Origin of the sequence: Rhodococcus globerulus NBRC 14531 (assembly GCF_001894805.1) — a bacterium.
Lineage (GTDB): Bacteria > Actinomycetota > Actinomycetes > Mycobacteriales > Mycobacteriaceae > Rhodococcus_F > Rhodococcus_F globerula.
The window spans coordinates 111,467-124,575 of record NZ_BCWX01000008.1; the positions used below are offsets into that span (position 1 = coordinate 111,467).

Below are 13,109 nucleotides of genomic sequence, written 5' to 3' on the forward strand. Positions count from 1 at the left end.
CTAGGAGCGCGGCAGGCCGAGAACGCGCTGCGCGATGACATTGAGTTGAATTTCGACGGTTCCGCCGCCGAAGAGAATCGATGGCAAACCGATGTGATCGATGCCGTAGTTGGCACGGGGATCGACCACTGCCGCACGTGGTCCCAGCAAGCGGAGCAGGTCTCGTGATCCCTCACGCTGGGCCAGTGCGTTGTATACCTTGGAGACGCTGATCTCGGCGCCGGGTTCTTGACCGGCCAGTCGAGCCGAAACGCCACGCAGGTTCATGGCGGATAGTGCCAGTTCGCGAGAAATACTGCGCCCCAGACCTTCCACTGCATCCTCGCGCGAGCAGTCGTGACTACCGTCGGCGATAACCTGACGGAACTGCTCACTCGAACCGTGATGCAGACGCGAACCCATGCTCAGACGTTCGTTGGACAGTGTGGTCGCTGCAAGCTTCCAGCCCTGTCCCGGTTCGGCCACCAGGCACTCGTCCGGGACGAACACGTCGTCCAGGAACACCTCGTTGAACTCCGACTTGCCGGTGGACTGCTTGAGCGGCCGGACGTCGATGCCCGCCGACGTCATGTCGACCAAGAAGTACGACAGCCCACGATGTTTCGGAGCATCCGCGTCGGTGCGGGCGAGGCAGACGCCCCAGTCCGCTTCGTGCGCACCCGAGTTCCATACCTTCTGCCCCGAGATGACCCAGCCGCCGTCCACCTTGCGCGCCTTGGTGCTCAATCCGGCCAGGTCGGAGCCTGCTCCCGGCTCGCTGAAGAGTTGGCACCAGATGATGTCTGCGCGCAGAGTCGGGTCGACGAACCTGTCCTGCTGCTCGGCATTGCCGTGTTCGAGGATCGTCGGCAGCACCCATTCACCGATCACGGTGGACGGTTGCGCCCATCCACGTATGGCGAACTCGTGAGCGATCACTGCCTGTTCCTGGGGACCTGCCCCCAAACCGTAGGGCTCGCGGTAATGCGGGGCAACAAGTTTGGCCTCGGCAAAACGAGCACGCCTGGCGCTTCCCTTGGCCGGAGCCCAACTCGCGTCGGTGGTTCCGTCGTCTGGCAGCAGTTCCACGTCGGCAAACACCCGACGTACTTCAGCCCGCAATTCCGGCAACATGTCGGGATCGACAAACGAGAAGTCACGAACCGCGTCAGCCGAGCGCTCACCCAGTGTGTGCGCCCACCGCTCCTCCGCGCCGACAACAGCCGCGATGCTGAGCGCGCGACGCCAGTACAGATGCGCGTCGTGCTCCCAGGTGAAGCCGACGCCGCCGAGCAACGTGACACATTCGAGTGCGTTCTCGATCCCGATCGGCAACGCCGCAAGAGCAGCCTGAGCGGAAACGAGCTTCTGCTGGTCCACGTCGTGTTCTTCCGACCGTGCTGCGTCCCACGCTGCTGCACAGGCAATTTCGGAACGCACGAGCATCATGGCCGCTTTGTGCTGCACGGCCTGGAAGCTGCCTACCGGGCTGCCGAACTGAACCCGAGTCTTGACGTACTCGACTGCTGTGCGCAGCGCCCAACCCGCAAGCCCGCTGGCCTCGGCGGCGTACACGGTATTGACGATCAACTCGACGCGGTGCGGCGATAATCCGTCGACAATCTCCGCGGCCGACACCTGATGCTCGGTCAGAGTCAATGTGCCGATGGAGCGTGTCAGGTCGATTCCGTCCTCGACCTCCACTACCGCGGTGGCTGCCGGCGTAAGCCGGAACCACAGCGCACCTTCGCTGCTACGAGCCTGTACCAGAACGACATCCGCGCCGGGCAGGCCAAGGGCGGGGTCGGCAGTACCACTGACAGTCCACCCGGCGGCCGAGCGCTCCGCGACCAGAGAACCGCTGCAGACCGCACCGGTGGCACCATTTCCCAACTCGCCCAGCATGGTTGCCGCCGCGCTACCGGAACCGGTCGCAAGGACTCCACCGGTGATGACAGTCGGAACATACGATCCGGGGTAGAGCGTCATTCCCAACTGCTCGACGACCACTGCAAGTTCTGCAAGACCGGCACCGTCACCGCCGTATTCCTCCGGCAGATGCACCGCATGCAGACCCTGGCTGACCAACGCCTTCCAGGAATCCGGTTGCTCGCCGGCTGCGTAGCGCGTGAAATTGGCTCGGGTATCGGCAACTGCGCTGTTGCGGGCCGCAAACGCGGCTACCGCTTCGGCGAGATCACGGTGGTCTTCGAGCAGGGACAGTGCCATGGTGGGTTCCTCAATCTTCGGTTTCTACTTCGGCGTCAGATACGTTCGAGAATCAGACAGGTGGTTGCGGCCGACGCGCAGATCGCGATGAGGGCGATGGACTTGTCGCGTCGTTCCAATTCGTCGATCGCATTGGCCAGCAGACGAATACCGGTTGCCCCGGCCGGGTGACCGAGCGCAATGGCGCCACCGTTGACGTTCAGGAGGTCGTGGTCGACGCCGTGTGCTTGCGCAAAGGACATGGGCACCGATGCAAACGCTTCGTTGACCTCGAAAAGATCAATGTCGGCGATCGTCAGGCCCGTGCGTTCCAACACGATGGACGCGGCGTCCACGGGACCGTCGAGCATGAACTCGGTGTCGCCGCCGATGACGCATTGCGCCAGTATCCGGGCCCGCGGCCGCACGCCCAGTGCCGAAGCGCGAGTTGCCGACATCAGCAGAGCAGCACTCGCACCGTCCGAGACCTGCGAAGACGTTCCAGCGGTGTGCAATCCACCCTCTTGAACGGTGCGCAGCTTGGCGAGCCCTTCCAGGCTCGACTCGCGCAGTCCCTGATCACGGTGAACCGGAGTGTCCGACCCTGGAACCACCACGTCGATGATGTGCGAGTCGAATCGGCCGGCGTCCCACGCTGCAGCGGCCCGCTGTTGCGAGCGCAGCCCGAAGGCGTCGAGATCCTCGCGGCTGAAACCACGTTTGACGGCAATACGGTCTGCTGCGGTGTACTGATCGACGGTATCGAGTGACCACGACTCGGGCCGCGGCGTTCCGAGACCGGTGCCCACCTTGTAGGTGAGCGGAGCCCGCGACATCAGTTCCACCCCGCAGGCCACACCCACGTCGACGGCTCCGATGGCAATCTGGCCCGCCAGCAACTGCACCGACTGCTGCGCGGTTCCGCACTGAGCGTCGATCGTGGTGCAGCCGGCCTTCAGCGGAAGCCCGGCATGCATCCAGGATGTCCGCACGATATTGCCGAACTGTTCGCCGAGCGGCGTGACGCAGCCACCGATGACCTGATCGACGGCCTTCGGATCCACTCCCACCCGATCCAGCACACCGGACTGCGCATAACCCAACAGTTCCGCCGCGTGAACACCGGACAGCCATCCCTCACGCTTGCCGAACGGTGTTCGTGCTGCGTCCACGATGACGGGCTTCATGCCAACTCCTCGGTTCGTAATGCTGTCAAGTCCGGTAGTGCTGTTGTGTCCGGTAATGCAGTTCCGTCCAGACCGCGCACGGTCAAGGCCCACTCGTCGATCAGGTCCAAGCTGACGCACGAACGCGCGGTGAACTCGGTGTCGCAATCACACAGCGCCGTGACCGCTTCCACCATTTGTTCCATAGATTCGACCTGATCCGGCCGAATAGTCTCACCGACCAGGACTCTTGCGCCCTCACTGAGCACCGCTGCCCGCGGTTCGATCGTGTTGACGCGCACGCCCTCGCCGTAGAGTTCGACACCCATTCCGTTGCTGATGCGGTTCAGCGCGGACTTGGAGGCGCCGTACACGGTCATCGCGGTTCCCGGTTCGATCAAGGTGAACGGCGGACCTTGCCACTGTTTCGTGGTTCCGCTGGACACATTGACGATCCAGCCGTATCCGTTTGCCACCATGCCGGGTATCACGGCTTGCATCAGGTCGAGTGGCGCGTGGACGTTTGCCTCGAAGACCACACGCCGCCGACGGAGCGGGTACTCGGACAGCGGCGCGTATATCGCTGCTGCCGCGTTGTTCACCAAGATGTCGATAGTCCCGCCGAGCTTCTCGATTGCCTGAGCCACGACGGTGTCGCGCTGCTGCTCGTCGGTCAGATCCGCGACCACTATCTCGACCTTGGTTCCGTACTTCGCAATTCGAGCGGCAGTCTCCTCGAGACTGCCAGGCAGGGTCGCGTGGGCACCGAGCGTCCGAGCCACGAGGGCCACGTCGGCACCCTCCGCTGCCAGTCTTTCTGCGACGCCCGCACCGATTCCACGACTGGAACCGGTGACAAGCGCCCGGCGGCCGTCAAAGCGCCTCGTCATGCTATTTGAACTTCGAGGCGAAGCGATTGATGCTCTCCGCAATCCGGGCAACTTCGTCGTCACGTAGGCCGTGACTCATGCCGAGTGTCATTCCTCGGGCAAAGACCGCGTCGGCTTCCGGCAATCCTTCGGCCGGCTGACGGAACTCGATGTTGTTCATCATCGGGTGACGAGTGACGTTGCCGCTCCACACAGTTCGAGTGTCGATGCCGTCGGCCTCGATGGCTTCCTGCAGGTCGCTACGCGTGAATGGTGCGTTCTCGTTGATCATCACGGGGTAGCACAGCCACGCCGTATCGAGACCGTCGAGTTCTACCGGCGTCGTGAAGAATTCGGGGTGAGCACCGTACGCCGCCGTGAAAGCAGCAAACGTGGCCTTACGCGTCTTGTAGTTCTCTTCCAGCTTGTCGAGCTGCACGACGCCATAGGCTGCGCCGAGCTCGGAGGGCTCGAAGTTCCACGACATGAGCTCGAAGATGAAGTCGTTGTCGTAGTCGACGCCGTCGAGTGTTTCACGGAAGACTCGGCCGGACTTGGTGCTGCCGAACAGGTTCGGCTCGCTACGACGGCCCCAGCGGCGAAGCAGCAGAGCCTTGTCGCGGCTGGCTTCGTCGTCGACACACACCATTCCGCCGGTTCCCGCGCACGTGATGATGTGTGCCATGGAGAAGCTGGTGACGACGATGTCTGCCCGGGAGCCGGTCGGAGTGCCGCGGAGCGTGGCTCCGATCGCATCACACGAATCTTCGATCACCTTGAGCCCGTGGCGATCTGCGATATCGCGAATGACGTCCCAGTCCGGGCAGTTGCCGGCCAGGTTCGGCATCAGGATGGCACCGGTCTTCTCGGTGACCATGGCCTCGATCTTGGTGACGTCGACGTTGAACGTGTTGGGTTCAACGTCCACGAACACCGGCACCAGGCCGGCACGCACGATCGGTGCGATGTCGGTGGAGAACGTCAACGGCGATGTGATGACCTCGCTACCGGCGGGGAGTCCGAGCAGCTCGACTGCCAGGTACAGACCCGAGGATCCCGAGTTGCACATGACGCCGAACTTCTTGCCCGCCAAGGCCGCGATGCGTTCTTCCATCTCGAAGACGTTCTTGCCGATGCGCAGGCCCTGGTGCCCGCTGCGCAGTACGTCGACAACCGCCTGTATTTCTTCCTCGCCGTGGGTGGCCCTGGCGTAGGTGATCCGCTCGCTCATCTTTGTTCCTGCTTTCTCGAATATGTGCGGCAGATTCAGCGATCTGCCGAGAGGACGAGCGCACTGTGCGGGACGGGAGAACCGCCGGTCACGAGCACGTTGTCCAGAGTTTTGGTGGGTTGGTTGGTGGAGGTTCCCCGGATCAGCCGAACACCTTCGGCAATTCCGTTGACGCCGTGGATGTATCCCTCACCGAGTTGACCGCCGTGTGTGTTGATCGGCAGACGGCCGTTCAGTTCCAGATTGCCGTCGGCAATGAAGTCCTTGGCCTCGCCGCGTCCACAGAAGCCGTACTCCTCGAGCTGCAGCAGCACCATCGGAGTGAAAGCGTCGTAAAGAATCGCGGCGTCGATGTCGTCCGGGCCGATACCCGCCTGGTTCCACAACTGACGAGCGACCAGTTCGACCTCCGGCATGCTGTCGATGTCGTCACGGTAGTAGCTGCTCATCGAAATCTGTTGTGGACCAACACCTTGTGCTGCTCCGGTGATGATGGCCGGCTTGTGCGGCAGATCCCGTGCGCGCTCGGCACTCACGATGACCAACGCCTGCCCGCCGTCGCTCTCCTGGCAGCAGTCCAGCAGACGGATCGGATCGGCGATCATGCGCGAGTTCTGATGATCCTCGATCGTGATCGGCCGCTCGTAGAACCAGGCTTTGGGGTTGTTGGCAGCGTGCTTGCGTGAGAGGACCGAGATCTGCCCGAAATCCGCACTGGTTGCACCGTACTTGTGCATGTAGAGCTTGGCCAGGAACGCTTCCTGCTGAGCGGGAGTGAGTAATCCGTACGGGTTGATCCAGTTCCGGTATTCCTGGTCGGTGGTCTGGTTGTACGCAAAGGCGGGCGGACCGGCCCCGAAGCGATGCCCGGAACGCTCGTTCATGGCGCGGTAGACGACCACGACGTCGGCAACACCGCTCGAAACGGCCAGTGCGGCCTGCTGAACGGGCGCACACGCGCCGCCACCGCCGTGCGGGATCCGGCTGAAGAAGCTCAGTTCCGGGATACCGAGGGCGCGCGCGACGGCGATCTCGGGGTTGTTCTCCATGGTGAACAGCGAAAATCCGTTCACCTCTTCTGCCTCGATCTGAGCGTCGTCGAGCGCGGCGATCACCGATTCGCACGCCAACTGCCATTCGCTGCGCCCGGAATTCTTGGAGAACTCCGTCGCTCCGATGCCGGCGATTGCCGCTGCTCCGGAAAATCCTCGACTCATGCCGACACTCCTTCTACCGGTGCCACGGTCACCTTGGCACTGACGTGTGTTCCTCGTTCGTTGCGTCCGACCACGGCGATCGTGACGGCCGGGCCGACCTTCTCCACTACCTCGCCGGTGAAGGTCATCGTGTCACCGGGAAAGTTCGGAACTCCCAGCCGCAGTGAAGTTTTGACGATTCGAGAATTCGGTCCGGACCAATCGGTGATGTACCGGTCGATGAACCCGTTCGTGGAGTTGATGCTCATGAAAATGTCCGGGGTGCCACGTTCCTGGGCCTTGCCAGGATCGTGGTGCACGTCCTCGAAATCCTGCGACGAGATGGCCGCCGCGACAATGAGCGTCCGGTCCAACGGCAGTTCGAGTGTGGGAAGGTTCGAGCCCACATCACACTGGGGAAAGGTCATCTCTCAGGCCTCCCCGCGGCGCCGAAGCTGCGGCAGGATCTCACCGTGAGCGTGCTCGGAGAAGCCGACTTCGAGTTCCATGCCGAATGCCAAGTCGTCGTGGTCGATTCCGGCGATGTCGGCAACCAGACGGGTCCCTTCTTCCAGGTCGACCAAGCCGACGGCAAGCGGGTACTCGAAGGCGGGATCCTTGGGGTGGTGAATCACCGTGAAACTGTGCAGTGTGCAGCGACGCGTGGATTCGACTGTGTCCCAGCTGAACGAACGGCACGACGGGCAGGCGGGCGCAGGTGGGTGGCGAAGCGTCTTGCAGTCGGCACAACGCTGAATCTCGAGACGGCCTTCCTTGGCTGCCTCGAAGAAGAAGTCGTTGTCTCCGGTGACGGTCAGCCCGGGCACCGAGGTCCGGGGAACAGGTACTGCGTTTGTCGATGTTTCGGCCGCGCTCATGCGGGCACCTCCTGCGTATCGGGGTTGAACCTCAAGATCCGAAATCGCTCTTCCACCAAGGTCTTGCCGTTGCCGTCGACGTAGTTCTTGAACAACGTGATGAAACAGCCGTGCCCGAGGCCGGTCTGCTTGAAAGGCGATATGGACTCGATCGTGAAGTGAGCGGTGACGTGGTCGCCCGGATTCAGTTCCGCGAAGTACTCCTGCTCCACATTGGTGGCGACAACCGAGGTGTAGCCGGCTTCGTCGAGCAGTGCGAGTAGGCGTGAGTAGGAAAAGTCCTCGGTGACGCCGTCGGCGCGGAGCTGCTGAACCTCGCGATAGCGCCGGTACCCGGACATCACCCAGGTCGAGATCATCGCGGGCGGGCAGACGACGTCGCGCCTACCGGTCGCCCTGGCCGCGTCGGCGTCCACGTAGACCGGGTTGTTGTCCTCGTGTGCTTCCACCCAGTTGCGAATCATCGCCTCGTTGACGGCGTAACGCGCAACTCGTGGCGGTTCGGCCTCCGTCCCGATGAATTGCGGGAACTGTGCCTCCAAGCTCTGCACTGAAACCTCCAGTAGGGTTAGAGTTGATCAAGCGCTTGATCCTGAAGTTAGCATAGGAGCCGGGAAGTTGAAATACGGCGCCGGATCACACCTGATCGGGTACGAACTCAGGCCGTCAGGCAGGATTGCTCGAAAGAGAACACCTGCCCGAAACGGGACAGATCAGCAGCGGAGAGCATGTGGCAGCCACACCCGATCGTCGAGACACAATCTTGGAAAGCTCGGCCGAACTGTTCGCGAAGAAGGGCGTCGCATCCACGACGGTCCGCGATATCGGCGAATCAGCAGGCGTGTTCTCCGGCAGCCTGTACCACTACTTCAAATCCAAGAACGCGATTGTCGCCGAACTGCTCCGGGTCTTCATGGCGGATATTCAGGAACGGTTCAACCAGGTCGAGCGATCGGCCGACGGGCCGGAGGCGGTGTTGCGGGGCCTCATCCGGGAGACCTTGATCGTGATCGAACTTCACCCGCACCCCACCGCGATCTACCAGAACGAACGGACATACCTTCGCGACAACGATCTGCTGCAGTCCGTCGACGGCCCCTCTCGCGAGGTTCGCGAGCATTGGCTCAAGGCCATTGCGGAAGGCGTCGAACAGGGGATCTTTCGCAAGGACATCGCCCCCGAGATCTTCTATCGGTCGGTGCGCGACACCTTGTGGTCGACAAACCATTGGCCGGACCGCCAGAAGTACACCACCGAGGAGTTTGCCGATCTGATGATCACGCTCTTCCTCTCCGGTTTCCGAATCCCGCCTAAATCCTGAGTTCCGGCAGCTCGATATCGATCGAGGTGCGGCCTTGCGGGAGCAGGAACGACACTCCGAAGACAACCACCGCGCACGCAGCGCACACCAGATAGGCGACGGCAAAACCTGCCCACGACGTCGAATGCTCACTACCGGCGACAACATAAGCGGCCAGGATAGTTGCCACCGTCGCACTGCAGAGAGTGCTGCCGGAGGTACGCAACAACGAGTTGACCCCGTTTGCCGCCGCAAGGCGCTGACGCGGCACCGCTACGAGAATAAGCAGCGAGAGGGTGCTGTAGACGATCGCGGTTCCGATAGCCGTAATGAACAACGCGACAACCACTCCCCACAGGGGTTTACCCGCAACAGCGTGAATTCCGTAGCCACCGGCAAGAAATGCAGCGCCGGTCAACATCGCTGTACGCGAACCGAATCGGTCGGTGATGCGCACGGCGACCGGCGAGAACAGAACCATCGCGATGCTGGCGGGAATCTGGCACAGCGCCGCGGCGATGATGGTCAACCCGTATCCGGCCCCAGGACCCTGTGCGCCTTGCAATAACTGCGTGGTGATCAGCGTGTTCCCGAAGAACGCAAAGCCGACCAGAAGCGCGGCGATATGCGGGATCAGCACCGCACGCTTGACCAGGGCGCGAACGTCCACCAGAGGATTGACATTGCGTCGTTGCTGAAACACCCAGAGCGTGAAGAGAAGCGCCGACGACAACAGCATCGAGATCACCGAACCGCTCGCCCATCCCCAACTGCTGCCCTGTGTCATCGGGACAAGCAGCAAGACGAGCGCGGCGCTCAGGCCCACCGCACCGACCCCGTCGAAACGGCCGGACGGACTGACTTCCGACTCACGGATGAACAACGCGGCGGCAAGAGTCACCGACAACCCGATTGCCGTGGTGATCCAGAACAGCACATGCCAGTTCGAGTACTGAGCGATCATCGCCGAGAACGGAATACCCAGAGCGGTACCAACTCCGAGCGTCGAACTCATCATGGCGACGGCGCCGTTCACCTTGTTCCGGGGCAGTTCGTCGCGCAGCAGGGAAATTCCGATGGGGATGACAGCGGCGCCTGCACCTTGGAGAGCTCGCGCGAAGATGAGCACGGAGATATTCGAGGACACCGCGCACAGCATCGATCCGAGCGTCATCAAGAAGAACGCGACCAACAACATTTTCTTCTTGCCGAACATGTCGGCTAGACGCCCGAAGATGGGCGTGACGACGGCGCCGACCAGAAGTGTCACCGTCACAAGCCAAGACACCGCGGTGCGACTGGCGCCGGTGAAGTGCGGAAGTTCGGGAAGCAGCGGAACTATGACGGTTTGCAAGACGGCCTGAAAAACAGCGCCTGCGGAAACGATGGGGAACAGGAAACGGGAGCGCGCTACAACCGGTGGGACTGCTGGTGCACGGTCCAGCGTCGTCAACCTACCGCCACCTGTTCTCTAATAGTAAATATCCGTTCACCTACAGTAGGTGAACGGATATTTACCCCGCAAGTACAGTGACTACGATCACCCGTCGAGAAGTTTCTGCACCAACGGCGCATAAATCGCGACAACCTCGGCCTGAGTGCCCGTCGCGTGACCGGCCAACATCCGTCGACGCATGACGGCCACTCCCGCCACCATCGACATCGCCAGTTCGGCGCGTAGTCGCGCGTCCGGCCCCGACAACCGAGCGGCCAGCGCGTCGATCATCTGCGTCGAATAGTTCTCACGCAGTTTGCGGTTGCTTTCCTCACTCACCCCACTCATGAAGAGCAGGCTCACCGACAACGGCTTGTACGGTTCCTGCGGTTTGGTGAACAGCGACACCATCCGCTCACCGAGAGAATCGTTCGGAGCGTCGAAAACGGTATTCGCCGCCGCCCGGAAGTCGACCAACTCGTCGTACAACTGCTCTTTCGAACCGAAGTACTTGATGATGAGCGGTGCGCTGACCCCGACGTCTTCCGCGATGTCCTTGAGCGTGATTTCTCGATAGGGCCGCGTAGCGAAGGCCTTGCCGGCAGATTCCATGATCTGCGCGCGCGTCTCCTCCGAACTACGACGCCCCGACCGCGTACTCGTCATCAGGCGTTCCTGGACAATTCGCGGCGTCCGGACAATGCCCTGCCCAAGGTCAGCTCGTCCGCGAATTCGAGATCGCCACCCATCGGCAGACCGGAAGCCAAGCGCGAGACCGTCAAACCCGGAATGTCGCGCATCATCCGAACCAGATACGTCGCCGTTGCCTCCCCCTCGGTGTTGGGGTCGGTCGCGATGATCACCTCGGACACGTCCACGCCATCCTCTTGGTTTGCGATGCGGGCCAACAACTCCCGAATGCGGAGCTGATCCGGCCCGACGCCGGACAACGGATTGAGTGCTCCACCGAGAACGTGATAGCGCCCCTTGAACTCCCTTGTCCGCTCCACCGCCTGAACGTCTTTCGGTTCTTCTACGACGCAGATCACCGTTCGGTCGCGACGAGAATCCGCGCAGATCCTGCACTTCTCCTGATCGGACACAGTTCCGCACACCGTGCAGAACTGAACGCCGTCGCGGATGCGCTGCAGTGCATTCTTCAACCTGTCGATCTCCGGCGGTTCAACCGACAGAAGATGAAAGGCGATGCGCTGGGCGCTCTTGGGACCGACCCCGGGAAGTTTTCCGAGTTCGTCGATCAGATCCTGAACGGGACCTTCGTACACGCGGGCTCGTCTCTAGAAACCGGGGAGACCGGGAAGGCCTCCGCCGAGTCCGCCGGCCAAGGGGCCGAGCTTCTCTGCTGCAACATCCTGAGCCTTGCGCGATGCGTCTTCGATGGCGCCGATCACAAGATCCTGCAGGGTTTCGACATCGTCAGGGTCGACGACCTTGGGATCGATCTGCAGACCGACCACCTCACCGGTGCCCTTGACCGTGGCAATAACCAATCCGCCACCGGCCTGGCCAGTCACCTCCGCCTGTGCCATTTCCTGCTGCGCAGCCATCAACTGCTGCTGCATCTGCTGAGCCTGAGCCAGCAATGCGGACATATCGGGTGCTCCACCTGGTTGCACGTGCGGTCCTTTCTCCAGAGTTATCCCCACCAGCGTAGTCGGTGCACGCTACCGTGAGCGGGTGCGCCGAAACCCGTCAGAGATCACAAAACTGCCTAATCGTCGTAGCCTCACGCTTGGTGTGGCTCTCGCAGCTACCTTGATCACCGCTGGATGCACTATCCCGACGGGCACAGCCGAGAGCGCCGCTGCGGTCACACCGGCGGCTGCGCCCGCTACCGAACCACTAATCGGCAAAGTCGTCTTCCTCGATCCCGGACACAACGGCGCGAACGACGACACCGTCAACACCCAGGTCCCCACCGGCCGCGGCGGCACCAAGAACTGCCAGACCACCGGCACCAACACCGACGCCGGATTTGCCGAACACACCTTCAACTGGGAAGTCACAAGCCTGGTCAAGAGTGAACTCGAAGCCGAAGGCGCCACCGTCCTCCTGAGTCGGCCAGACGACACGAGCGTCGGATCATGCGTCGACGCCCGAGCCGAGGCAGCCAATGCGTCCGGCGCCGACATCGTGGTCAGCATTCACGCCGACGGCGCCGACGCCAGCGCAGAAGGCTTTCACGTCTGCTACTCCGCGCCGCCCCTCAACCCTGTTCAGGCCGGACCTTCCGTGACACTGGCCGAAACCATGCGCGACTCCTTGATCGGCGCCGGACTCACACCGTCGACGTACATCGGCGAGAACGGCCTGTCGCCACGCGCAGACCTCACCGGACTCAATCTGGCGCAGCGACCGTCGATTCTCGTGGAACTGGGAAACATGCGTAACGCCGCCGAAGCCGCCCGGATGAGCAGCCCCGCAGGCCAAGCCGAATACGCCTCGGCGATCTCGGATGGCGTGCAGGCGTTTCTGACAAGCCAGTAGTCGGCTTTCTGTGGACAACCTTTCTGGGGACAACCTTCCTGTGGATAACCACAGCTTATCCACAGGCTGATTTCGCAAGCGCCACAGCGGCGCCGCGCCAGCTACCGTTCCGGCATGGGCACGTTCCTTCAAGCAGATCTTGATGCACTACAGCAACTTTCGACGAATCTCCAAGCTCGAGCCGACGAGGTTGCCGGAGTCGACGCCATCGCACCGGTCGCCGACGCCTATCTGTTCATGGCCGGGCGAATCTCGGCATTGGCAGACGCCACCGCCCACACCGCGCGCCTGCTCGGAGCGGCAGACCGTGACTTCGCTGCCGCGCTTCACAGGATCTGA

General features: G+C 62.2%; 15 protein-coding genes. 3 read left to right on the top strand and 12 right to left on the bottom strand.

Annotated elements, in window-relative coordinates:
- The 8 genes from RG2_RS27925 to RG2_RS27960 are packed head-to-tail and all read right to left on the bottom strand — an operon-like array spanning position 1 to position 8,078.
- Positions 1 to 2,208 (bottom strand): acyl-CoA dehydrogenase family protein, encoded by a 2,208-nt coding sequence (locus tag RG2_RS27925; protein WP_033235879.1) that lies wholly within the window; start codon positions 2,206 to 2,208, stop codon positions 1 to 3.
- A gap of 35 nt (positions 2,209 to 2,243) precedes the next feature.
- Positions 2,244 to 3,374: a steroid 3-ketoacyl-CoA thiolase gene (locus RG2_RS27930; protein ID WP_033235878.1), complete on the bottom strand. Its 1,131-nt coding sequence runs from the start codon at positions 3,372 to 3,374 to the stop codon at positions 2,244 to 2,246.
- The gene (locus RG2_RS27935) at positions 3,371 to 4,243 is read right to left on the bottom strand and encodes an SDR family NAD(P)-dependent oxidoreductase (protein ID WP_033235877.1); all 873 of its coding nucleotides are present in this window, start codon (positions 4,241 to 4,243) and stop codon (positions 3,371 to 3,373) included. Before RG2_RS27935 ends, RG2_RS27930 begins: the two co-directional genes overlap by 4 nt.
- A gap of 1 nt (position 4,244) precedes the next feature.
- A complete protein-coding gene (locus RG2_RS27940; protein WP_033235876.1) occupies positions 4,245 to 5,453 on the bottom strand; it encodes a DegT/DnrJ/EryC1/StrS family aminotransferase in 1,209 nt (402 codons plus the stop codon).
- Between the two features lie 35 nt (positions 5,454 to 5,488).
- The gene (locus RG2_RS27945; protein WP_033235875.1) at positions 5,489 to 6,670 is read right to left on the bottom strand and encodes a lipid-transfer protein; all 1,182 of its coding nucleotides are present in this window, start codon (positions 6,668 to 6,670) and stop codon (positions 5,489 to 5,491) included.
- Positions 6,667 to 7,077, bottom strand: a complete 411-nt coding sequence (locus RG2_RS27950) for a hotdog family protein (RefSeq protein WP_033235874.1) — start codon at positions 7,075 to 7,077, stop codon at positions 6,667 to 6,669. The genes RG2_RS27945 and RG2_RS27950 overlap by 4 nt, the downstream gene beginning before the upstream one ends.
- 3 nt (positions 7,078 to 7,080) lie before the next feature.
- Entirely contained in the window at positions 7,081 to 7,527 is a 447-nt protein-coding gene (locus RG2_RS27955) for a Zn-ribbon domain-containing OB-fold protein (protein ID WP_045066505.1), read from the bottom strand.
- Complete coding sequence (locus RG2_RS27960) at positions 7,524 to 8,078, bottom strand: FAS1-like dehydratase domain-containing protein (protein WP_033235873.1); 555 nt, start codon at positions 8,076 to 8,078, stop codon at positions 7,524 to 7,526. The genes RG2_RS27955 and RG2_RS27960 overlap by 4 nt, the downstream gene beginning before the upstream one ends.
- Positions 8,079 to 8,257: 179 nt before the next feature.
- Between RG2_RS27960 and RG2_RS27965 the strand changes: the two genes are divergently transcribed.
- Positions 8,258 to 8,848, top strand: coding sequence for a TetR/AcrR family transcriptional regulator (locus RG2_RS27965; protein ID WP_033235872.1), 591 nt, complete (start codon positions 8,258 to 8,260; stop codon positions 8,846 to 8,848).
- Here the strand turns inward: RG2_RS27965 and RG2_RS27970 are convergent.
- The 4 genes from RG2_RS27970 to RG2_RS27985 form a co-directional block, all read right to left on the bottom strand.
- Positions 8,838 to 10,280 carry an MFS transporter gene (locus RG2_RS27970; RefSeq protein ID WP_045066503.1) on the bottom strand — a complete coding sequence of 481 codons (1,443 nt, stop codon included), beginning with the start codon at positions 10,278 to 10,280 and terminating at the stop codon, positions 8,838 to 8,840. The genes RG2_RS27965 and RG2_RS27970 overlap by 11 nt on opposite strands.
- An 87-nt stretch (positions 10,281 to 10,367) precedes the next feature.
- Entirely contained in the window at positions 10,368 to 10,928 is a 561-nt protein-coding gene (locus tag RG2_RS27975) for a TetR/AcrR family transcriptional regulator (RefSeq protein WP_033235871.1), read from the bottom strand.
- Positions 10,928 to 11,548 carry a recombination mediator RecR gene (gene recR, locus RG2_RS27980; RefSeq protein ID WP_033235870.1) on the bottom strand — a complete coding sequence of 207 codons (621 nt, stop codon included), beginning with the start codon at positions 11,546 to 11,548 and terminating at the stop codon, positions 10,928 to 10,930. The genes RG2_RS27975 and recR overlap by 1 nt, the downstream gene beginning before the upstream one ends.
- Before the next feature lie 12 nt (positions 11,549 to 11,560).
- Positions 11,561 to 11,899: a YbaB/EbfC family nucleoid-associated protein gene (locus RG2_RS27985; protein WP_033235869.1), complete on the bottom strand. Its 339-nt coding sequence runs from the start codon at positions 11,897 to 11,899 to the stop codon at positions 11,561 to 11,563.
- A 121-nt stretch (positions 11,900 to 12,020) separates the two neighbouring features.
- Between RG2_RS27985 and RG2_RS27990 the strand changes: the two genes are divergently transcribed.
- Both RG2_RS27990 and RG2_RS27995 read left to right on the top strand, forming a co-directional pair.
- Entirely contained in the window at positions 12,021 to 12,770 is a 750-nt protein-coding gene (locus tag RG2_RS27990) for an Rv3717 family N-acetylmuramoyl-L-alanine amidase (RefSeq protein ID WP_230590301.1), read from the top strand.
- A 114-nt stretch (positions 12,771 to 12,884) separates the two neighbouring features.
- Positions 12,885 to 13,109 (top strand): hypothetical protein, encoded by a 225-nt coding sequence (locus tag RG2_RS27995; RefSeq protein WP_033235868.1) that lies wholly within the window; start codon positions 12,885 to 12,887, stop codon positions 13,107 to 13,109.

Excerpts from the sequence above, each read along its gene's own strand:
- RG2_RS27925 (WP_033235879.1), bottom strand. The coding sequence starts at position 2,208 with ATGGCACTGTCCCTGCTCGAAGACCACCGTGATCTCGCCGAAGCGGTA.
- RG2_RS27930 (WP_033235878.1), bottom strand. The coding sequence starts at position 3,374 with ATGAAGCCCGTCATCGTGGACGCAGCACGAACACCGTTCGGCAAGCGT.
- RG2_RS27935 (WP_033235877.1), bottom strand. The coding sequence starts at position 4,243 with ATGACGAGGCGCTTTGACGGCCGCCGGGCGCTTGTCACCGGTTCCAGT.
- RG2_RS27940 (WP_033235876.1), bottom strand. The coding sequence starts at position 5,453 with ATGAGCGAGCGGATCACCTACGCCAGGGCCACCCACGGCGAGGAAGAA.
- RG2_RS27945 (WP_033235875.1), bottom strand. The coding sequence starts at position 6,670 with ATGAGTCGAGGATTTTCCGGAGCAGCGGCAATCGCCGGCATCGGAGCG.
- RG2_RS27950 (WP_033235874.1), bottom strand. The coding sequence starts at position 7,077 with ATGACCTTTCCCCAGTGTGATGTGGGCTCGAACCTTCCCACACTCGAA.
- RG2_RS27955 (WP_045066505.1), bottom strand. The coding sequence starts at position 7,527 with ATGAGCGCGGCCGAAACATCGACAAACGCAGTACCTGTTCCCCGGACC.
- RG2_RS27975 (WP_033235871.1), bottom strand. The coding sequence starts at position 10,928 with ATGACGAGTACGCGGTCGGGGCGTCGTAGTTCGGAGGAGACGCGCGCG.
- RG2_RS27995 (WP_033235868.1), top strand. The coding sequence starts at position 12,885 with ATGGGCACGTTCCTTCAAGCAGATCTTGATGCACTACAGCAACTTTCG.